The 20,900-nt window shown below is 71.5% G+C and carries 15 protein-coding genes and 1 riboswitch; of the genes, 12 read left to right on the top strand and 3 right to left on the bottom strand.

Going from position 1 to position 20,900, the window contains the following annotated elements; all coding sequences use genetic code 11:
• The first annotated feature begins 325 nt into the window (after positions 1 to 325).
• Genes DFR41_RS16790 through DFR41_RS16775 form a run of 4 tightly spaced genes read left to right on the top strand, consistent with a single transcriptional unit; the run spans position 326 to position 6,936 of the window.
• On the top strand, positions 326 to 1,009 hold the full coding sequence (locus DFR41_RS16790) for a CerR family C-terminal domain-containing protein (protein WP_114803555.1): 684 nt from the start codon (positions 326 to 328) through the stop codon (positions 1,007 to 1,009).
• On the top strand, positions 1,006 to 2,607 hold the full coding sequence (locus tag DFR41_RS16785) for an efflux transporter outer membrane subunit (RefSeq protein WP_114803554.1): 1,602 nt from the start codon (positions 1,006 to 1,008) through the stop codon (positions 2,605 to 2,607). Before DFR41_RS16790 ends, DFR41_RS16785 begins: the two co-directional genes overlap by 4 nt.
• Positions 2,608 to 2,635: 28 nt before the next feature.
• Complete coding sequence (locus tag DFR41_RS16780; protein ID WP_114803553.1) at positions 2,636 to 3,793, top strand: efflux RND transporter periplasmic adaptor subunit; 1,158 nt, start codon at positions 2,636 to 2,638, stop codon at positions 3,791 to 3,793.
• Positions 3,794 to 3,810: 17 nt separating this feature from the next.
• Positions 3,811 to 6,936, top strand: coding sequence for an efflux RND transporter permease subunit (locus DFR41_RS16775; protein ID WP_114803552.1), 3,126 nt, complete (start codon positions 3,811 to 3,813; stop codon positions 6,934 to 6,936).
• On the opposite strand, the gene DFR41_RS16770 is transcribed toward DFR41_RS16775, so the two are convergent.
• On the bottom strand, positions 6,911 to 7,804 hold the full coding sequence (locus DFR41_RS16770; RefSeq protein WP_114803551.1) for an MBL fold metallo-hydrolase: 894 nt from the start codon (positions 7,802 to 7,804) through the stop codon (positions 6,911 to 6,913). The two genes, DFR41_RS16775 and DFR41_RS16770, sit on opposite strands and share 26 nt — an antisense overlap.
• A 134-nt stretch (positions 7,805 to 7,938) precedes the next feature.
• On the opposite strand from DFR41_RS16770, the gene DFR41_RS16765 reads away from it, so the two are divergent.
• From DFR41_RS16765 to DFR41_RS16755, 3 genes are read left to right on the top strand one after another with little or no spacing between them, the layout of a single operon-like run.
• Positions 7,939 to 8,250: an ArsR/SmtB family transcription factor gene (locus DFR41_RS16765; RefSeq protein WP_043113376.1), complete on the top strand. Its 312-nt coding sequence runs from the start codon at positions 7,939 to 7,941 to the stop codon at positions 8,248 to 8,250.
• A gap of 33 nt (positions 8,251 to 8,283) precedes the next feature.
• On the top strand, positions 8,284 to 8,718 hold the full coding sequence (locus DFR41_RS16760; protein ID WP_114803550.1) for a YeeE/YedE family protein: 435 nt from the start codon (positions 8,284 to 8,286) through the stop codon (positions 8,716 to 8,718).
• Between the two features lie 7 nt (positions 8,719 to 8,725).
• Positions 8,726 to 9,160, top strand: a complete 435-nt coding sequence (locus tag DFR41_RS16755; protein WP_114803549.1) for a YeeE/YedE family protein — start codon at positions 8,726 to 8,728, stop codon at positions 9,158 to 9,160.
• Positions 9,161 to 9,224: 64 nt separating this feature from the next.
• Here the strand turns inward: DFR41_RS16755 and DFR41_RS16750 are convergent, their stop codons facing one another.
• On the bottom strand, positions 9,225 to 10,001 hold the full coding sequence (locus DFR41_RS16750; protein ID WP_114803616.1) for a DeoR/GlpR family DNA-binding transcription regulator: 777 nt from the start codon (positions 9,999 to 10,001) through the stop codon (positions 9,225 to 9,227).
• A gap of 467 nt (positions 10,002 to 10,468) precedes the next feature.
• Between DFR41_RS16750 and DFR41_RS16745 the strand changes: the two genes are divergently transcribed.
• From DFR41_RS16745 to DFR41_RS16725, 5 genes are all read left to right on the top strand, one after another.
• Positions 10,469 to 12,592, top strand: coding sequence for a LamG-like jellyroll fold domain-containing protein (locus DFR41_RS16745; protein ID WP_114803548.1), 2,124 nt, complete (start codon positions 10,469 to 10,471; stop codon positions 12,590 to 12,592).
• Between the two features lie 13 nt (positions 12,593 to 12,605).
• Positions 12,606 to 14,852 (top strand): phosphocholine-specific phospholipase C, encoded by a 2,247-nt coding sequence (locus tag DFR41_RS16740; RefSeq protein WP_114803547.1) that lies wholly within the window; start codon positions 12,606 to 12,608, stop codon positions 14,850 to 14,852.
• A gap of 50 nt (positions 14,853 to 14,902) precedes the next feature.
• On the top strand, positions 14,903 to 15,112 hold the full coding sequence (locus DFR41_RS16735; protein ID WP_114803546.1) for a hypothetical protein: 210 nt from the start codon (positions 14,903 to 14,905) through the stop codon (positions 15,110 to 15,112).
• 39 nt (positions 15,113 to 15,151) lie between these two features.
• A complete protein-coding gene (locus DFR41_RS16730) occupies positions 15,152 to 17,332 on the top strand; it encodes a phosphocholine-specific phospholipase C (protein ID WP_114803545.1) in 2,181 nt (726 codons plus the stop codon).
• A 785-nt stretch (positions 17,333 to 18,117) separates the two neighbouring features.
• Complete coding sequence (locus tag DFR41_RS16725) at positions 18,118 to 19,413, top strand: Hsp70 family protein (protein ID WP_114803544.1); 1,296 nt, start codon at positions 18,118 to 18,120, stop codon at positions 19,411 to 19,413.
• An 18-nt stretch (positions 19,414 to 19,431) separates the two neighbouring features.
• On the opposite strand, the gene DFR41_RS16720 is transcribed toward DFR41_RS16725, so the two are convergent.
• A complete protein-coding gene (locus DFR41_RS16720; RefSeq protein ID WP_114803543.1) occupies positions 19,432 to 20,553 on the bottom strand; it encodes an HDOD domain-containing protein in 1,122 nt (373 codons plus the stop codon).
• A 216-nt stretch (positions 20,554 to 20,769) separates the two neighbouring features.
• A riboswitch (Fluoride riboswitch) is annotated at positions 20,770 to 20,841 on the top strand.
• Positions 20,842 to 20,900 lie beyond the last annotated feature (59 nt).

Genomic DNA, 20,900 nt, shown 5'->3' with positions numbered 1-20,900 from the left:
CGTTGATGGCCCGCCTCGGTGGCCGGCAGACTCCGTTGTGCGGTGAATTGTTTGCAGCGGGAGGGGGTCCTAACCAGGGCCGCTGGCGTCAGTCTTTGTGCACATCGCGCCAGTGCCGGAGGCCGCATGCCAAGATGCATCAGAGCAAGAAGGGCAACCCGTGGCACTTCGGCATGAAGGCCCACATCGGCGTGGATGCCGGCTCAGGGCTGGTGCACTGGCGCGTCTTTTCAGGGCGGGCCTTTCGACGCGCTGCCTGCCTGCGTACCCTTCTGGCGTCCAAGATTTAATCAATCGATTGATTCTGTGTTTCAATCACAGCGCCATGCCCATCCCAGTTCCCGCCAAGGCAGCCCGGGGCGACGGGGCCGAGGCCCGCCAGCGCCTGCTGCTGGCCGCGCTCGCCCTGTTCGCCGACCAGGGCTTCGCCAAGACCTCCACGCGCGCCATCGCCGCGGCCGCCGACATGAACATCGGCGCCATCAGCTACTACTTCGGCGACAAGGCCGGGCTGTATGCCGCCTGCTTCACCGAACCCCTGGGCGGCACGGCCGAAGAGACCACGGCCCGGTGGTCCGCGCCCGGCCTGTCGCTCGGCGAGGCGCTGGCCGTGTTCATGGGCGCATACCTGGCGCCACTCAAACTGGGCGAGCCGGTGCGCCAGTGCATGCGGCTGCACCTGCGCGAGATGCTGGAGCCCAGCAGCCAGTGGGCCACCGAGGTCGAGCGCGACATCAAAGCCCCCCACCAGGCCATGGTGCGGCTGCTGGCCCGCCACCTGGATGCCCGGGTGGACGACGACGTCCACAGGCTGGCCTTCGCCATCACCGGCCTGGCCATGCAACCCTATGTGACGCGCGACTTCATCGACATCATCCGCCCCGGCCTGCTGCGCACCGCCCGCGCCGTGGACCAGTGGGCCGAACGACTGACCGGCCTGGCCCTGGCCATGGTGGCGGACGAACGCAGCCGCCGCGCGGCCGACGCTTCCGAGGAACCTTCCGCATGACACCGACAACCGCACCGCGTCGTCCAGTGCCTGGCCGCCTGCTGGCCACCCTGCCGCTCGCGCTGGCCCTGGCCGCCTGCGGCGTGACCCGCCCGCCCGCCGCCGTGCAGGCGCCCGCCCCAGCCCAATGGCGCAGCCCGGTGCCCGCCGACGCCCTGCCTCACCACGGCTCCACGGCGGACCTCACGCAGTGGTGGCGCCAGGCCGGCGACCCATTGCTGGCCGACCTGATCGAGGCCGCCCAGGCTGCCAGCCCCAACGTCGCCAGCGCCGCCGCGCGCGTGACCGAGGCCCGCGGCGCCCGTACCCAGGCCGGCGCCGCCCTGGCGCCGCGGCTGGACGGCAACCTGTCGGCCACGCGCAGCGCCTCGCCGCTCAGCGGCACAAGTACCAGCACCACGACGAACACCAGCAGCACCAGCGTGCCACCGGCGACCGTGCTGCAGGCCACGCTGCAACCCAGTTGGGAGATCGACCTTTTCGGCGGCCTGCGCGCCAGCCGCGACGCGGCCATCGCCCGCCTGGATGCCGGCGAGGCCCGCTGGCACGATGCCCGCATCGCCGTGGCGGCCGAGACGGCCAATGCCTACTTCGCCGAACGCGCCTGCGCCCGCCAGCTGGCCGTGGCCGAGGCTGACACGCGCTCGCGCAGCGAGACCGCCCGCCTCACCGGCTTGTCCGCCGATGCCGGATTCACCGCGCCGGCCGATGCGGCCCTGGCCCGCGCCAGCGCGGCCGATGCCTCGGCCCGGCTCACGCAGCAGCGTGCCCAGTGCCGCGTGCTGCGCCACGGACTGGTCGCACTGACCGGCCTGCCAGCGGAAGATCTCGACCGGCGTCTCGATGCCCAGTCCGCCATCACCGCCCTGCCCACGCCCCCGGCCGTGGACGCCGTGCCGGCCCAGACCCTGTTGCAGCGCCCCGACCTCTTTGCGGCCGAGCGCGCCGTGGCCGCCGCCAGCGCCGAGGCCGGCGCGGCCCAGGCGCAGCGCTATCCGCGCCTGACGCTCAGCGGCAGCGTGGGCCGGCTGCAGCTGCGCACCCAGGGCTTCCGCGCCTCGGTCGACACCTGGAGCGTGGGCCCCGTGGCGCTGTCCGTGCCGCTGTTCGACGGCGGCGTGTCGGCCGCCAATGCCGAGTCGGCGCGCGCCCGCTACGAGGAGGCCGTGGTGCAGTACCGCGCCAGCGTGCGGCAGGCCGTGCGCGAAGTCGAAGAGGCGTTGACCAACCTCGACAGCACCCGCCAGCGCGCCGCCGATGCCGACACCGCCGTCCGCGGCTACCAGGCCGCGCTGGACGCGGCCCAGTCGCGCTACCAGACGGGTCTGGCCAGCCTGTTCGAGCTGGAGGATGCGCGCCGCACCCTGTTCGCCGCGCAGACGGCGCGCGTCTCGCTGCAGCGCGAGAGCAACGAAGCCTGGGTCGCGCTGTACCGCGCGGTGGGCGGCGGCTGGCAACGGCCCGATGCCGACACCGCAGCCACCGCTTTGGCCACCGCTGCCGGCAGGTCGAACGCCGCCGTCGCCGCCCCAGAAGCCAAGGCCGCTCCGACGGCCATCCCGACCACGACCGGCGCCACCGCCACGCCGCACCCCTGAATCCCGCCCCGCGCCCGGAAAGATCACCATGCAACGCTCCCGACGCCCGCTCCTCATCGCGATCCTGGTCGTGGCCCTCGTGGCCGTGGCCGCCTTCTTCCTGCTTCGCGGCAAGTCCGCGGAAGGCGAGGCGAAGAAGGCCGACAAGCCCGCCGCCACCGCCCGCCCTGCCCTCACCGTCACCGTGGTGCAGCCGCAGCCCGCCGAGCTGGTGGCCGGTCTGCCGGCCAACGGCAACATCGCCGCCTGGCAGGAAGCCATCATCGGCTCCGAATCCGCCGGACTGCGTCTGGCCGACGTGCGGGTGAACGTGGGCGACGTGGTGAAGAAGGGCCAGGTGCTGGCCACCTTCTCGGGCGACACGGTGCAGGCCGAGGTGGCCCAGGCCCGCGCCAGCCTGGCCGAGGCCGAGGCCGCCGCGGCCGATGCCGCCGCCAATGCCGAGCGTGCCCGCACGCTGTCGGCCACCGGCGCGCTGAGCCAGGCCCAGATCAATCAGTACCTCACCACCGGCCAGACCGCCAAGGCCCGCGTCGAGGCCGCCCGCGCCGCGCTGCAGGCGCAGCAGGTGCGCCAACGCAACACGCAGGTGCTGGCGCCGGACGACGGCGTCATCTCCTCGCGCACGGCCACCGTGGGCGCGGTGGTGGGCTCGGGCGCCGAGCTGTTCCGCCTGGTGCGCCTCGGCCGGCTCGAATGGCGGGCCGAGGTCGCCTCCAACGAGCTGCCGAAGGTGCGCGTGGGCCAGAAGGCCCGCGTGACGGCCGCCAGCGGCGTCACCGTCGAAGGCACGGTGCGCGCCCTGGCGCCCACGGTCGATCCGCAGACGCGCAATGCGCTGGTCTACGTCGACCTGCCGGGCAACGGCGACGTGCGCGCCGGCATGTATGCACGGGGTGAGTTCATGCTCGGCCGCATCCAGCAGCTCACCGTGCCGCAGTCGGCCGTGGTGGTGCGCGACGGCTTCGCCAGCGTGTTCGAGGTGGCCGCCGACGGCAAGGTGGCCATGCGCCGCGTGACGACCGGCCAGCGCGCGGGCGACCGCATCGCCATCGCCGAGGGCGTGAAGCCGGAGATGAAGCTGGTCGAGCGCGGCGCCGCCTTCCTCAACGACGGCGACGTGGTGCAGGTGCAGGGGCAGGGGCAGCCCACGCCGGCAGCGGCCGCGCCGGCGCCCAAGCAGTGACGCAGGAGCCAAAGCGCATGAACCTTTCCGCCTGGTCGATCCGCAACCCCATTCCGGCGGCGATGCTCTTCGTCCTGCTGACGCTGGCAGGGCTGCTGTCCTTCAAGTCCATGAAGGTGCAGAACTTCCCGGACATGGACCTGCCGGTGGTGGTGGTCACCGCCGCCCTGCCCGGCGCCGCGCCGGGGCAGCTCGAAAGCGATGTGGCGCGCAAGATCGAGAACTCGATCGCCACCATCCAGGGCGTCAAGCACATCACCTCCACCCTGGTCGATGGGCAGGCCACCATCGCCACCGAATTCGAGCTGGAAAAGCCCGTGCAGGAAGCCGTGGACGACGTCCGCTCGGCCGTGAGCCGCGTGCGCGCCGACCTGCCGGCCGATCTGCGCGATCCCATCGTGGCCAAGCTGGAGCTGTCCTCCCAGCCGGTGCAGGCCTACGCCATCGCCTCCGACAACTGGGACGACGAGCAGCTGTCGTGGTTCGTCGACGACACGCTGTCGCGCCGCATGCTGGCGGTGCCGGGCGTGGGTGCCATCACCCGCGTGGGCGGCGTCACGCGCGAGGTGCGCGTCGCGCTCGATCCGGCGCGCATGCAGGCGCTGGGCATCACGGCCGCGACGGTCTCCCGCACGCTGCGCCAGGTGCAGATGGAAAGCGCCGGCGGCCGGGCCGAGCTGGGCGGCGCCGAGCAGCCGCTGCGCACCCTGGCCACCGCCAAGACCGCCGCCGAGGTGGCGGCCATGCAGATCCCGCTGGGCAACGGACGCCATGCGCGCGTGGACGAGGTGGCCACGGTCACCGACACCGTGGCCGAGCCGCGAGCCCTGGCCCTGCTGGACGGCAAGCCGGTGATCGGCTTCGAGATCTCGCGCAGCCGCGGCGCCAGCGAGGTGGAAGTGGGCGACGGCGTGGAGAAGGCGCTGGACAAGCTCAAGGCCGACTATCCGCACCTCACGCTGCAGCGCACCTTCGACTTCGTGGACATCGCCAAGGGCGAGTACGACAGCTCCATGCGGCTGCTCTACGAAGGCGCGCTGCTGGCGGTGGTGGTGGTGTGGCTCTTCCTGCGCGACTGGCGGGCGACCATCGTCTCGGCGGTGGCGCTGCCGCTGTCGGTCATCCCGGCCTTCATCGGCATGCACCTGCTGGGCTTCTCGATCAATATCATCACGCTGCTGGCGCTGTCGCTGGTGGTGGGCATATTGGTGGACGACGCCATCGTGGAGGTCGAGAACATCGTGCGCCACCTGCGCATGGGCAAGAGCCCGTACCAGGCGGCGATGGAGGCGGCCGACGAGATCGGCCTGGCGGTGATCGCCACCACCTTCACGCTGATCGCGGTGTTTCTGCCGACGGCCTTCATGAGCGGCATTCCGGGCCGCTTCTTCAAGCAGTTCGGCTGGACGGCAGCGCTGGCGGTGTTCGCCTCGCTGGTGGTGGCGCGGCTGCTCACGCCCATGATGGCTGCCTACATCCTCAAGCCGCTGGTGGGCCACGACAAGGAGCCGGGCTGGATGCGCAGCTACATGCGCGCCTCGGCCTGGTGCCTGCGCCACCGCGGGCTCACGCTGCTGGGCGCGCTGGTGTTCTTCGTCGGCTCGCTGGCACTGATCCCGCTGCTGCCCTCGGGCTTCATCCCGCCGGACAACAACGTGCAGACGCAGGTCACGCTGGAGTTGCCGCCCGGCAGCAAGCTGGCGGACACGCGCCGCGCGGTCGAGGCGGCCAGCGAGCGCATCCGCAAGGTCGGTCACATCGAAAGCATCTACGTGGCCATCGGCGGCGGAGCGGCGGGCGCCGACCCGATGTCCGGCGGCGCAGGCAGCGATCCGCGCAAGGCCACCCTGACGCTGCGCCTCGCGCCGCGCGGCGAGCGGCCGGTGAAGCAGGTGATCGAGCGCGAGTTGCGGCAGGTGATGGCCGAGGTGCCGGGCGTGCGCGTCAAGGTGGGCCTGGGCGGCTCCAACGACAAATACATCCTGGCGCTCTCCAGCGAGGACCCGCAGGCCCTGGCCACCGCCTCGCGCGATGTGGAGCGCGACCTGCGCACGATTCCCGGCGTGGGCAACGTCAGCTCCAACGCCAGCCTGGTGCGGCCCGAGATCGCGGTGCGGCCCGACTTCGCCGGCGCCGCCGACCTGGGCGTGACCAGCAGCGACATTGCCGAGACGCTGCGCGTGGCCACGGTGGGCGACTACGAGCAGTACCTGCCCAAGCTCAACCTGGCGCAGCGGCAGGTGCCGATCGTGGTTCGGCTGGACGACAGCGCGCGCGAGAACCTGTCGACGCTGGAACGGCTGACGGTGCCCGGCGCCCGCGGCCCGGTGCGCCTGGGCGAAGTCGCCACGCTGGAGCCCGCGGGCGGACCGGCCGTCATCAGCCGCTACGACCGCGCCCGCAACGTCAACTTCGAGATCGAGCTGGGCGAGCGCGGCCTGGGCGAGGTGGCCGAGGCCATCCGCGCCCTGCCGGCCATCCGGAACCTGCCGCCCAACGTGCGCACCATCGACGTCGGCGACGCCGAGATGATGGGCGAGCTGTTCAGCAGCTTCGGCCTGGCCATGCTGACCGGCGTGCTGTGCATCTACATCGTGCTGGTGCTGCTGTTCAAGGACTTCCTGCAGCCGGCCACCATCCTGGCGGCGCTGCCGCTGTCGCTGGGCGGTGCCTTCGTGGCGCTGCTGCTGGCGGGCAAGAGCTTCTCGATGCCCTCGCTGATCGGGCTGGTGATGCTGATGGGCATCGCGACGAAGAACTCGATCCTGCTGGTGGAGTACGCCATCGTGGCCCGGCGCGACCATGGGATGAGCCGCTGGGACGCGCTGCTCGATGCCTGCCACAAGCGGGCCCGGCCGATCATCATGACCACGCTCGCCATGGGCGCCGGCATGATGCCCATCGCGCTGGCCTGGGGCGAGGCGGACATGAGCTTCCGCTCGCCGATGGCGGTGGCGGTGATCGGCGGGCTGGTCACGTCCACGGTGCTGAGCCTGCTGGTGATTCCGGCCACCTTCACCTACGTGGACGACCTGGAGCAGTGGGTCAAGCGGCTGCTGCGCCGCGGGCGGCCGGCCTCGGCGGACGACACTGCCGAAGGCCGCGACCACCCGGCGGCTACAGCACGTCCACCGGAATCTTGAGGTAGCGCACGCCGTTGGCCTCGGCCGGCGGCAGCGCCCCGGCACGGATGTTGACCTGGATGGCCGGCAGGATCAGCACCGGCATGGCCAGCGTGGCGTCGCGCGCCTGCCGCATGGCGACGAAGCCGGCCTCGTCCACGCCCGCGTGCAGGTGGATGTTGGCGCGGCGCTGCTCGGCCACCGTGGTCTCCCAGGCCGGCGCGCGGCCCTCGGGCGGGTAGTCGTGGCACATGAAGAGGCGCGTGGCCGGCGGCAGCGCCAGCAGGCGTTCCACCGAGCGGTAGAGCTGGTGCGCATCGCCGCCGGGGAAGTCGCAGCGCGCGCTGCCCACGTCGGGCATGAAGAGCGTGTCGCCCACGAAGGCGAGCTGCGCGGTGCCGGCTTCGTCCTCCAGCACATAGGCCATGTCGGCCGGCGTGTGACCGGGCACATGCATGGCGCGCAGCCGCAACGCACCGACGTGGAAGAGCTCGTCGGGCTCGAACAGGTGGCCGAACTGCGAGCCGTCGAGCGCGAAACCCGGCTCCAGGTTGAACACCTTCTTGAACACGCCCTGCACCGTACGAATGGCCGAGCCGATGGCGATGGTGCCGCCCAGCGCCCTCTGCAGATAGGGCGCGGCCGAGAGGTGATCGGCATGCGCATGCGTCTCCAGCAGCCACTGCACCGAGAGGTCGTGCGCACGCACGAAGTCGATCAGGCGGTCGGCCGAATACGTGGCCGTGCGGCCGGACTTGGGGTCGTAGTCCAGCACCGAATCGACGATGGCACAGGCCCCACCCTCGCGCTCGAAGAGCACGTAGCTGATGGTGAAGGTGGCCGGGTCGAAGAAGGGCTGGACGCGGGCGGAGACAGGCTGGTCGGTCATCGGTGGCTCCTGGAAAGCACGGGATGCGGAAAGGACTGGACAACAGTTTATTGAAAGATAGTTTGTTTTTCAATAAACTGTTGGACATGCCCGCCGCCACCACGTCCTCCTCCACCGATCTGCATCACGACGCCATGCCCGGCCCCGAGGCACTGGCCCAGTTGCGCGCCTCTGCCGGGCGCGCCTGTGCCCTGCTCAAGGCCATGGCCAACGAAGACCGGCTGCTGCTGCTGTGCATGCTGGCCGAAGGCGAGCGCAACGTCGGCGAGCTGCAGGCCGCCACCGGCATCGTGCAGCCCAGCCTTTCGCAGCAGCTGGGCGTGCTGCGAGAGGAAGGCCTGGTGCAGACGCGGCGCGAGGGCAAGTTCATCTACTACGCACTGGCCAGCACCGAGGTGCTGCGGCTGATGCAGGCCCTGCATGCCAGCTTCTGTGCGCCGCAGTGAAGCCCTTTTCCCTTCTGATCCAGGAACCTTCCCATGACCCTCGACTGGCTCCACTTCACGCCCTGGCGCTCGCTCGCCGGCGGCGCCCTCATCGGCCTCTCCGCTGCACTGCTGGTGCTGGCCAACGGCCGCATCGCCGGCATCAGCGGCATCCTGGGCACGCTGGTCGGCCGCAGCCCCGCGGGCGAGCGGCCCTGGCGGCTGGCCTTCCTCGTCGGGCTGCTGGCCGCGCCGATGGTGTGGCAGATCGGCGGCGCCCTGCCGGCCGCGCACATCGCGGCCAGCTCCGGCCTGCTGATCGTGGCAGGCCTGCTGGTGGGCATCGGCACGCGCTACGCGAGCGGCTGCACCAGCGGCCATGGCGTGTGCGGGCTCTCGCGCGGCTCGGTGCGCTCGCTGGCCGCCACGCTCGCCTTCATGGCCGCTGGCTTCGCCACGGTCTTCCTTCTTCGCCACCTGATCGGATGAACCCGCCATGCCTGCATTGACCGCCTTTCTCTCCGGCCTCGTCTTCGGCCTCGGCCTGCTGCTCTCCGGCATGGCCGACCCGGCCAAGGTGCTGGGCTTCCTGGACCTGGCCGGCACCTGGGACCCGTCGCTCGCCTTCGTGATGGGGGGCGCCATCGCCGTGGCGGCGCCCGCCTTCGCACTGGCGCGCCGACGCAGCCATGGCCTGCTGGGCGCGGCCATGCAACTGCCCAAGGCCACGCACATCGACCGCCGGCTGGTGCTGGGCAGTCTCGTCTTCGGCGCTGGCTGGGGCCTGGCGGGCTTCTGTCCCGGGCCAGCGCTGGTGAGCGCCGCCGCGGGCTACCGCGAAGCCTGGCTCTTCGTGGCGGCGATGGTGGCGGGCATGGCCTTGTTCTCTTTGCTGGAAGGCGGCTGGCGCCGTCAGCCGCGGCCGGTCTGAATCCGGACGTCTCGCCTGAAGCGCCGTGGAAGACGGACCTTGGCGCCAGTAGCTCTTGCCGGGTTCAGGCGAACACCACCTCGCAGCTCGACGCCATCAGCGCGGCCATGCCCGCGCGCTGTCGCGCACGTGCATCGGTGACCAGCGTGTGCACGCTGCCGATCGGCGCATAGGCGATGCGGCTGCGCTGGCCGATCTTGCTGTGGTCGGCCAGCACGATGCAGCGGCGCGCGGCCGCCACCATGGCACGCGCCACCTCGGCCTCGGGCCGCTCGAAGCTGCTGGCGCCATGCTCGGCGCAGATGCCGACGGGCGATAGCAGCGTCACATCGGCACGGTAACGCTGGATCTCCGCCACCGTCTGTGCGCCGCAGGTGGCGGGCACCTCGGTCAACAGCTGGCCGCCCAGCAGGATCACCTCGTTGGCGCGGCGGCTCTTTTCGTCGCGCGTGAGGTGCCGCGCCACTTCCAGCCCATTGGTCACGATGGTCAGGCCGCTCAGGCCGGCCAGCTCCTGCGCCAGCAGCGCGGTGGTGGTGCCGGCATCGACCAGCAGCGTCTGACCCGGCCGCAGCAGGCGGACGGCGGCCCGGGCGATGGCCTTCTTCTCCCGTGCCCGCGTGGCCTGGCGCACGGCCAGCGGCGCCTCGCGGCCGGCCTCTTCCACCCCCACGCCGCCGCCATGCACACGGCGCAGCGCGCCTTCGGCCTCCAGCGTCTGCAGGTCGCGCCGCACCGTCTCGCGCGACACGCCCAGCTCCTGCACCAGGCGGTCGGTGCTCACGGCGCCCTGGGTGCCGAGCAGGGTGCGGATTCGGTGGATGCGCGCTTGTTGAAGCATGAAGGTCGCAGCAGAAGGATCGGGGAAGCGGGTGCCGCACGGCGCCAGCGCCGTCGCGGCCGGCACGGCGGGAGGCCGCGCCGGCATCGTAGCGGCGTGCACCTGAACCGGCCCTGTGCGAGCCGGCGGGCATGGCCTGCGACGGTGCCAGTTGAAGCCGTTCGCGCTGAGCTTCCTTCCCACCGTCGGCGCTGCGCTTCCTTCCTCCGTTCGCGCTGAGCCTGTCGAAGCGCCGTGCCCCGGCTTCGACGGGCTCAGCCCGAACGGGCTGCGGAGATCGCAACGGAGACTGGGCCTCAATTCACGGCACTGACACGGACTGTTGGCAAATTGTGCATTTGAGTCATTTGTTGTGAATTACCTCCTGCTTCCGCAGGCATGAGGCAGGCCACGGCAGATGGGGGAAAACACACGCGCCGGCCTTGGACGGCCGCGCGTCCATTCGACCGTTCGAAGAAAGAACCGGCATGCCACGCACGCACCTGTCCTGTCGACCCGCGCCCGCCTGGAAGGCGAGCCTCCTGGGCCTGGCCACCGCCCTCTCGCTCGCCGCCTGCGGCGGGGGTGGCGGCAGCAGCAACATCGGCCTGATCGCCGCCGCTGCCGGCAGCAGCAGCACCACCACCCCACCGCCCACCACGGGCAGCAGCACGCCGCCCGCCACGCCCGGCACCAATGCCGGCCGCAGCGGCCCGAAGGTGCTGCTGGTGCAGATCGACGGCATGACCTACGCCGCACTGCGCCAGGCGCAGGCGGCCGGTGCGCTGACCAGCCTGCGCGCCGCGCCCGCATGGACGGGCGGCATCGCTGGCACACCCAGCGCCCAGCCCACCACCACCGGCCCGGCCTTCGCCACGCTGCTGACCGGCACCTGGGCGCGTCACGGCGTCGCTTTCGACAGCGCCGACCAGCGCATCGACACCGCGCGTACGCCCACGCTGCTGGCCCAGCTGCGCCAGCGCACGCAGCCCTTCGCCCTGCAGAGCGGCGTGGTCACCAGCAGCACGGTCGCCGCCAGCCTGAGCGCCGACCCCGCCGTGGCGGCCGCCATCGACCGGCGCGTGGACTGCAACGGCGATGACGGCTGCGTCACCACCCGCACGCGCCAGCTCATCGAGGCCGGCATCGACCTCACGGTGGCCGAGTACGGCGCGCCCGCCCGCGCCGCCACCGACGGCCTGGGCAGCGCCGGCTACCGCGCCAGCGTCACCGCCACGGCGGCCGCCGTGCAGCAGCTGCTGGACACCATCGCCCGCCGCCAGGCCAACGACCCGAAGGAAGACTGGCTCGTGCTGCTGACCGCCGACCATGGCCTGGATGCCTTCGGCAGCACCACCGGCAGCCAGTCGCTGGACGACAAGATCAGCTTCGTCGCCAGCAACAAGGCCCTGCCCTCGCTGCCGGCCGTGAACGATGCGCCGCCGGCCGACATCGCCACCCTGCTGCAGGCCGCGGCGGCCACCGACCTCGCGCCCACCGTGCTGCAGCACCTGGGCATGCTGCCCGCACTGGAGCAGCGCGGCTACGACGGCATCGCGCTGCAGGCCGGCACCGCCGTGCGCCAGCTGCGCGCCGTGGCCGGGGCCGACAAGGCCAGCCTGGTGCTCGGCTGGACGATGGCCGGCAACACGCAGGTGCCGGTGAAGGTGTACCGCGACGGCACGCTGATCGCCACCCTGCCCGCCGCCAGCACCCGCTACACGGACAACATCCAGGCCGCCGCGGACGGCCTCTATGCCTACCGCTACACCGTGGTGGCCGGCGACTCGGCCACCGGCGTGCAGGCGCAGATCGCCTACGTCAAGCCCGCGCTTCTCGCGACCACGCTGGTGCAGGGCCTGGCCGCGTACTACCCGCTCAATGCGCTGCCCCCCACCGATGCGATCGGCGCCTCGACGATGGCGCCCTGGGCCTCGGACGCCGCTGCCGGCACGCTGGTGAGCGACGACCCCTTCGTCGCGCCGTACAAGGGCAAGGCCCTGCGCGTGGACAGCACCATCAAGAACGCCAGCGGCATGTCGGGCTACCGCCTGCTGCAGGGCACCGACGTGGCCACCGACAACAGCGTGACGGCCTACACCCTCGGCTTCTGGCTGCGCACCGACGCCAGCTGCAGCCAGGGCGTGAGCAACGGCGGCACGGTGATCGGCAACAAGAACTACACCACCGGCGCCAACGCGGGCCTGGCCATCGGTCTGTTCGGCGGCTGCGAGATCCGCTTCAACGTCGGTGCCGGCGGCAGCCGCGCCGACAGCAATGGCTACAAGCTCAGCGCCGGCCAATGGGCCTACGTGGCGGTGGTCATCGACAAGGCCAACCTCAGGATGACCGGCTACGTGCTCGACCCGGCCCTGGGCACGCAGACCGGCAGCGCCACGCTCACCAGCACCCTGGTCGCCCAGCTCGGCGGCCTCAAGAACGGCATCGGCCTCAACGAGGACGGCACCGGCCTGTACTACCAGCGCGAGACCAGCTCGCCCCGCGGCGCCATGGACTTCGACGACTTCGCCATCTGGCGCCGGGCCCTCACGGCCGACGAGATCGCCAGCATGTTCAAGGCGGCGCAGCCGCTGTCCACCCTGCCGCGCTGAAGGAGCCGCCCTCATGAACACCCGCCGCAACTTCCTGCGCGCCTCGGCCACCACGGCCGGTGCTGCCGCCGCCCTGGCCGCCTTTCCGCCCAGCATCCGCCGTGCGCTGGCCATTCCGGCCAACAACGTCACCGGCACCATCAAGGACGTCGAGCACGTGGTCATCCTGATGCAGGAGAACCGCTCCTTCGACCACTACTTCGGCACGCTGCCGGGCGTGCGCGGCTTTGGCGACCGCTTCACCGTGCCGCTGCCCGGCGGCCTCAACGTCTGGCAGCAGAGCGACGGCAACGGCAAGGTCATCCTGCCCTTCCACCTGGACAGCAGCAAGGGCAACGCCCAGCGCGACGGCGGCACGCCCCACGACTGGGACGACAGCCAGAAGGCCTGGGACAACGGCCGCCTGGCGCAATGGCCGCGCTACAAGACCACCAAGGCCATGGGCTACCACCAGGAAGCCGAGGTGCCCTTCCAGTTCGCGCTGGCCAACGCCTTCACGCTGTGCGACGCCTACCACTGCGCGATGCACACGGGCACGGACGCCAACCGCTCCTTCCACCTCACCGGCACCAACGGCCCGACGGCCCAGAACGTGGCCTTCGTGCGCAACGAGTGGGACTGGCTCGACGGCCGGGCTTCGGCCGTCACCACCGGCTACACCTGGAAGACCTATGCCGAGCGGCTGGAGGATGCCAAGGTCAGCTGGATCTCGTACCAGAACATGCCCGACGAATGGGGCGACAACATGCTGGGCGCCTTCCGCCAGTTCCGCCGGGCCAACCTGGCCTCGCCCTACCCCGTGAGCAGCGGCGGCGCGCCCAACCAGCCCTACTCCAACAGCGGCCAGGCCACGCCCTACCGCGCCTACGACCCGGCCACCGACAACGCCGGCAACCCGCTCTACAAGGGCATCGCCAACACGCTGCCGGGCAGCAAGCCCGAGGACTACCTCGACGCCTTCCGCCGCGACGTGCGCGAGGGCCGGCTGCCGCAGGTCTCGTGGATCAACGCGCCCTCCATCTACTGCGAGCACCCCGGCCCGTCGAGCCCGGTGCAGGGCGCCTGGTTCATCCAGGAGATCCTGGACGCGCTCACCGCCGTGCCCGAGGTCTGGAGCAAGACGGTGCTGCTGGTGAACTTCGACGAGAACGACGGCTACTTCGACCATGTGCCCTCGCCGTCGGCGCCCTCGCCCAATGGCGACGGCAGCTACGCCGGCAAGACCACGCTGCCCGACTCGGCGCTCGCCGCCGAGTACTTCACCCATGCCGCGCCCGACGGCAGCACCGGCCAGCCCAAGCCCGACGGCCGCGTGTACGGCCCCGGCCCGCGCGTGCCCATGTACGTGATCTCGCCCTGGAGCCGCGGCGGCTGGGTCAACTCGCAGGTCTTCGACCACACCTCGGTGCTGCGCTTCCTGGAACAGCGCTTCGGCGTCGCGGAACCCAACATCGGCCCCTTCCGCCGCGCCGTCTGCGGCGACCTGACCAGCGCCTTCAACTTCGTCAATCCCAATGGCGAGCCGCTGCCCACGCTGTCGGGCCGCAAGTCGCGCGACCAGGCCGACCAGTTGCGCACGCAGCAGCAGGCGCTGGCGCAGATCGTGCCGCCGGCCAACCCGCAGCTGCCGCGCCAGGCCGCCGGCACGCGACCCTCGCGCGCCCTGCCCTACGAGCTGCACACCAGCGCACGCGTGGATGCCGCTGCCGGCACCGTGCGCCTCATCTTCAGCAACACGGGCAAGCAGGGCGCGGTGTTCCACGTCTACGACCGGCTCAACCTGGGCCGCGTGCCGCGCCGCTACATGGTCGAGCCCGGCAGGCAGCTGGACGACAGCTGGGCCGCCGCCACCGACAACGCGGGCCTGTACGACCTGTGGGTGCTCGGCCCCAACGGTTATCACCGCCACTTCCGCGGCGACCTGAACGCCAGCCGCGCCGCGGGTACGGCCAGCCCGGAACTGCGCGTCTGCTACGACGTGGCCAACGGCAACGTCTACCTGCGCATGCGCAACGACGGCACCGCCGCCTGCACGCTGACGATCCGCGCCAGGGCCTACCGCGACGACGGCCCCTGGACCGCCACCCTGGCACCCGGCGCCACCGCCGAGCAGCACTGGGACCTGGCCGGCAGCGGCCGCTGGTACGACTTCGAGGTCGGCAGCAGCACCGACCCCAGCTTCCATCGCCGCTTCGCCGGCCGCGTCGAGACCGGCGCGCCGTCGGTGAGCGACCCGGCCATGGGCCTGGCCGAACGTTGAGCCGTCCGCCCCACCTCTTCCCTTCCATCCCCGACCACGAGCAACCCACCATGTCCCACACCCTCCTCTCCCTGCGCACCGGCCTCGTCGTGCTGGCCACCTGCGCCGCCCTGTCCGCCTGCGGCGGCAGCGGTGGCGGCAGCGGCTTCGTGCCCGCCGTCGGCGGCAGCACGCCGGGTGCCGGCACCGGCAACAGCGGCACCACGCCGCCCGCCACCGGCGACGGCAGCAAGGCACCCGACATGCGCTGCGCACCCTGAGCCCGCCGCCCCACGCAGAACCACGACGACACGCACACCATGAACTCCCGTCGCAAATTCCTCCAGGCCTCGGCCACCTCGGGCATCGCCGCCGCCACGCTGGCGGCCTTTCCGCCCAGCATCCGCAAGGCGCTCGCCATTCCGGCCAACAACGTCACCGGCACCATCAGAGACGTCGAGCACGTGGTCATCCTGATGCAGGAGAACCGCTCCTTCGACAACTACTTCGGCACGCTGATGGGCGTGCGCGGCTTCGGCGACCGCTTCACCATTCCGCTGCCCAAGGGCCTGAACGTGTGGCAGCAGTCCGATGCCAACGGCAAGCCCGTGCTGCCCTACTACCTGGACGGCAGCAAGGGCAACGCCCAGCGCGTGAGCGGCACGCCCCACTCCTGGACCGACGGCCAGAACGCCTGGGACGGCGGGCGCATGTACCAGTGGCCACGCTACAAGAACACGGCCTCCATGAGCTACTACAAGGAGGCGGAGCTGCCCTTCCAGTTCGCGCTGGCCAATGCCTTCACGATCTGCGACGCCTACCACTGCGCGATGCACACGGGCACCAACTCCAACCGCATGTTCCTGTGGACCGGCACCAACGGCCCCACCGGCGCCAACGTGGCCTCGGTGGTGAACGTGTGGGACGACATCGGCCCCTCGACCCAGGGCTACACCTGGAAGACCTACCCCGAGCGGCTGGAAGCGGCCAAGGTGAGCTGGATGGTCTACCAGTTCATGCCCGACAACTTCACCGACAACCCGCTGGCCGGCTTCGTGCAGTACCGCAAGGCCAACGAGGCTTCGGGCAAGCCCGTGAGCAATGACGCCGCCTCGCCCGCCTACGACCCGGCCAGCGACAACGCCGGCAACCCGCTCTACAAGGGCATCGCCAACACCATGCCCGACGGCGGCCTGCTGGGCACCTTCAAGCAGGACATCAAGAACGGCAAGCTGCCGCAGGTGTCGTGGATCGTGGCGCCGGCCACGTACTCCGAGCATCCCGGCCCGTCGAGCCCGGTGCAGGGTGCCTGGTACATCCAGGAGGTGCTGGACGCGCTCACCGCCGTGCCCGAGGTGTGGAGCAAGACCGTGCTCTTCGTGAACTTCGACGAGAACGACGGGTACTTCGACCATATGCCGTCGCCTTCGGCGCCCTCGCCGAACGGCGACGGAACCTTTGCCGGCAAGACCACGCTGCCCGAGGCCGACGTCGCCTTCGAGCGCTTCACCCATCCGGTGGCCTCGCCCGGCCAGCCGGTGCCCGATGGCAAGGTCTACGGCCCCGGCATCCGCGTGCCCATGTACGTGATCTCGCCCTGGAGCCGTGGGGGCTGGGTCAACTCGCAGGTCTTCGACCACACCTCGGTGCTGCGCTTCCTGGAGCAGCGCTTCGGCGTGACGGAGCCCAACATCAGCGCCTACCGCCGTGCGGTGTGCGGTGACCTGACCAGCGCCTTCAACTTCGCGAATCCCAACAACGAGGCCCTGCCCACGCTGGCCGGCCGCAAGACCCAGGCCGAGGCGGACCAGCTTCGCGCCCAGCAGCAGGCGCTGGCCCAGATCGTGCCGCCCGCCACGCAGCAGCTGCCGCGCCAGGCCACCGGCACGCGCCCCTCGCGCGCCCTGCCCTACGAGCTGCACACCAGCGCGCGCGTGGATGCATCGGCCGGCACCGTGCGGCTGATCTTCAGCAACACGGGCAAGCAGGCGGCTGTGTTCCATGTCTACGACAAGCTCAACCTCGACCGCCTGCCGCGCCGCTACATGGTGGAGCCGGGCAAGCAGCTGGAGGACAGCTGGGCCGCCGCCACCGACAACGCCGGCCTGTACGACCTGTGGGTTCTGGGCCCCAACGGGTACCACCGCCACTTCCGGGGCGACCTGAACGCGTTGCGGGCGGGCGGCTCGGCCAACCCGGAGCTGCGCGTGTGCTACGACGTGGCCAACGGCAACGTCTATCTGAAGATGCTCAACGGCGGCAGCGGTGCGTGCAGCTTCACCATCCGCGCCAAGGCCTACCGCAACGACGGGCCGTGGACGGCGACGGTGGCCGCGGGTGCCAGCGCCGAGCAGCACTGGGACCTGGCCGGCAGCGGCCGCTGGTACGACTTCGCGGTCACCAGCAGCGCCGACGCGAGCTTCTACCGCCGCTTCGCGGGCCGCGTGGAGACCGGCGCGCCGTCGGTGAGCGATCCGGCGATGGGGCTGCAGGACCTTTGAGTCCGGCTGCGTCGGTCGCGTGCGCGCTCCATGCGCAAGTGATGGGGGCGGTGACCCGGCAGAGGGCACCGGCATGCGCGCTCCCGGTGCACGCTCGCGCCGACCGGCTTGCCTCACCAGATGGGTGCTCGCTCTCCACCGACGCGCCTTCTGCACTGCACGGCGCCGCGAATGGCACCTCCGCACGCACACCGGCACCCTCCGCCTCGACGCTGCGCCCGAACGGCCGGGTTCGGCCGCCCGGGTCATCACTCCGTTCGCCCTGAGCTTGTCGAAGGGCAGAGCGGCGCGCCGCGCATGTGCCTGGCGATGCTCGACCCGCCAGCCTGCTGCCCATAGGGACGAGGCCTCGACAAGCTCAGCCCGAACGGCTTGGGGTTGATTGGCCGGCATTGGCTCCGCGCCCCCAACAACCCAAGCGACCGAAAGCACCAAGGCTTCAAACCGGGAGGGCTCGCGCGCAGCGTCGAGGCGGAGGGCGCCGGTGTGCGTGCGGAGGTGCCATTCGCGGCGCCGTGCAGTGCAGAAGGCGCGTCGGTGGAGAGCGAGCACCCATCTGGTGAGGCAAGCCGGTCAGCGCGAGCGTGCACCGGGAGCGCGCATGCCGGCGTCCTCTGCCGGGTTAGCGGCGCGCCAGTCGATCACCCGAACCAGCGGCCGATCACCTGACCGAGCCGCTGATCGCCCCCGCGGCCGATCACCAGGCCCAGCACTTGCTCCGCCCATCGACCCGCTGCAGCAAAAGGCGCACCCCCTAGAATCCGCGCCCTTTGCCCGCCCCTGCCATGACCGCCCCGTCCTGCTGCGCCATCGACTTCGGCACCTCCAACTCCGCCATCACCCTGCCCCAGGCGGACGGCAGCGCGCGGCTGGTGATGGTGGAGGACGGGCGACCCACCATGCCGACCACCGTCTTCTACGACGTGGAAGACCTGGAAGGCCACGAGCCGCCGCGCCAACTGCATGGCCGGGCCGCCCTGGCCGCCTATGTGGAAGGCCGCGAGGGCCGGCTGATGCGCTCGATGAAGAGCATCCTTGGCTCGGGCCTGGCCGAGCAGTCCACCGAAGTGGGCGAAGGCCGCTCGGTGCGCTACCTCGACGTGATCGGCGACTACCTGCGGCACCTTCGCCGTCTGGGCGAACAGGCCGCCGGCGGGCCGCTCGCGCGTGTGGTGCTCGGCCGGCCGGTGCACTTCGTCGACGAGGACGATGCGCGCGACGCCAAGGCCCAGGCCTCGCTCGAAGCCGCGGCGCGCGAGGTGGGCTTTGCCGAGGTGCACTTCCAGTTCGAGCCCATCGCCGCCGCCCTGGACCATGAACAGTCCGTCACGCAGGAAGAGCTGGTGCTGGTGGCCGACATCGGCGGCGGCACCTCCGACTTCTCGCTGGTGCGGGTCGGGCCGCAGCGGCGCGAACGCCTGGACCGCAAGGACGACATCCTGGCCAACCACGGCGTGCACGTCGCCGGCACCGACTTCGACCGCCGGCTGGACCTGGCCGCCATCCTGCCCCTGTGCGGCTACCGTTCCCTGGGCCCGGCCCGGCCGGGCGAGCGCCCGCGCGAGGTGCCCAACGCGGTGTACTTCGACCTCGCGACCTGGCACCTGATCAACGGTGTGTACGCCACCAACCGCGTGCTGGAGCTGCAGCGCATGCGCAGCTTCTACGCCGACGCGCGGCTGCATGCCCGCCTGATGCATGTGGTGCAGGCCCGCCTGGGCCACGCGCTGCTGGCGCGCGCCGAAGCCGCCAAGATCGCCGTGGCCGAAGGCGGCGCCACCACGCTGGGGCTGGACCTGATCGAGCCCGGCCTGGCCACCCCGCTGGACGCCACCACCGCCCTCGACGCGCTGGACGCCGACCTGCAGCGCATCGCCGATGCCGCCGTCGAGACACTGGCCCGGGCCGGCGTGACGGCGCAGGACGTACGCACGCTCTACTTCACCGGCGGCTCCACCGGCCTGCGCGCCCTCACCGAGCGGATCGCCCAGGTGGTGCCCGGGGCACGCGTGGTGCACGGCGACCGGGAATCGAGCGTGGCCCGCGGCCTCGGGCTGCACGCCTTGCGCGTCTTCGGCTGAGCAGCGGGCGTCGGCGCGTCAGACGCGCAGGCCCTCCAGGGTCCGCTCCTCCCGCAGCAATGCCGGCAGCGGCGCCAGGGCCGGCAGGCCCAGGTAACTGCGCACATGGTGGAAGTCCGGGTCGCTGTCGAACACGGCATCCAGTTCCTGCGGTCCGAGGAACTGCCCACAGGCCAGTCGCTCGCCGATGCGGGCGCAGAGGTAGCCGAGGGCCAGGGCGGGTGCGCGCGCCGGCGGCACCGCCTCCAGCGGCGTGACCAGCACGGATTCGAGCGCCCAGGCGTCCGCCGCCAGATGGGCGGGCAGCTTCCATTCGCGCATCAGCAGTTGCCCGAGCGCACTGGCCGACACACCCCAATGGGCCTGCTGCAGGCGCAGCCGCGGCAGCAGCGCGCCGGGCGCCACGGCATCGTCGGGCGCGCGGCTCGCATGCTGGAAGGTGGTGGCGGCCAGGTGGCCCACGAAGGAGATCACCACGCCGGTGGCCAGCGCACCGGGGTCCTCCAGCTGCAGGCGCGGCGCAAGGCGCAGGCACAGCGCGCCCGCCAACCCGCCCGAGGCGTCCAGCGTGTCCAGCACCCGGCGGCCAAAGGGCGAGCCGCTGTTGAAGGAGATGCCCAGCATGTGCCGCAGGCAGATGTTGCGCACCGTGGTCAGGCCCAGGAAGGTGATGGCCTGGCTGACGCTGCCCACCGGCTGGCGCACGCCGTAGAGCGGCGAATTGACGGCCGCCATGACCTTGGCCGCCACCAGCGGCTCGCCCATCACCAGCGCCGCCAGCTCCGAGGCGCCAGCGCGCGACACGAAGTCGGGCGACACCAGCTGCTGCAACGCGCGTGGAGGCGGCGGGATCTCGCGCAGCACCGTGCGCACGCGGCGGGCCTGCTCCTCCAGCAGGGCGTCGGCGGCGGTGAGCTGGAAGCTGGCCAACTGCTCGGGCAGGCCGCCTGTGGGCGGCGGCGCGTAGGCCTGGGGTGCGGCGTCGGGGCCGGCCTCCACCTCGCGCCATTCGAACTCGGGTGCTAGCGGCGCAGGCGCAGGCGCGGTCGCCATGTGGCGGCGAGGCGCGGGCGCGGGCACGCCGGGCGTGTCGGCGCGGCCGGTCAACGAGCGCCACCAGTGCTGCCAGCGGCTCGTCATGCGGTGCGGCCGCCCCCATGAGCCTGCCACCCGGCCGGACGCACCGGTCCGCTGGCGATGGCGCAGTGGGGGGCGGACGGACACAGGCACATGGTGGCGGAGGGTCGTGAGGCGCACGGCGCACCCGGGGTGGGCGGCGCACCAGCAAATGAAGTCAAAGGAATTATTAACGCTTTGTTTCAATTGGCGCAACGGGCGCGACCCAACGCTATGATCGACGGCCCTGGAGATGGCATTCCTCCATGAACCGCCGTGGCGCCTGCCGCGGCTGATGATGCCTACATGCCCCTGACCTCGTCGGGAAGCTGTAGGCGCTCGCGTCCGCACCGCACGGCTGGGTCAGGTCC

It is taken from the genome of Pseudacidovorax intermedius (genome assembly GCF_003350475.1).
Taxonomy (GTDB): Bacteria; Pseudomonadota; Gammaproteobacteria; order Burkholderiales; family Burkholderiaceae_C; genus Xenophilus; species Xenophilus intermedius.
The sequence above is the reverse complement of the archived record's forward strand: the minus strand, read 5'-3'. Positions and strand labels throughout refer to the sequence as shown.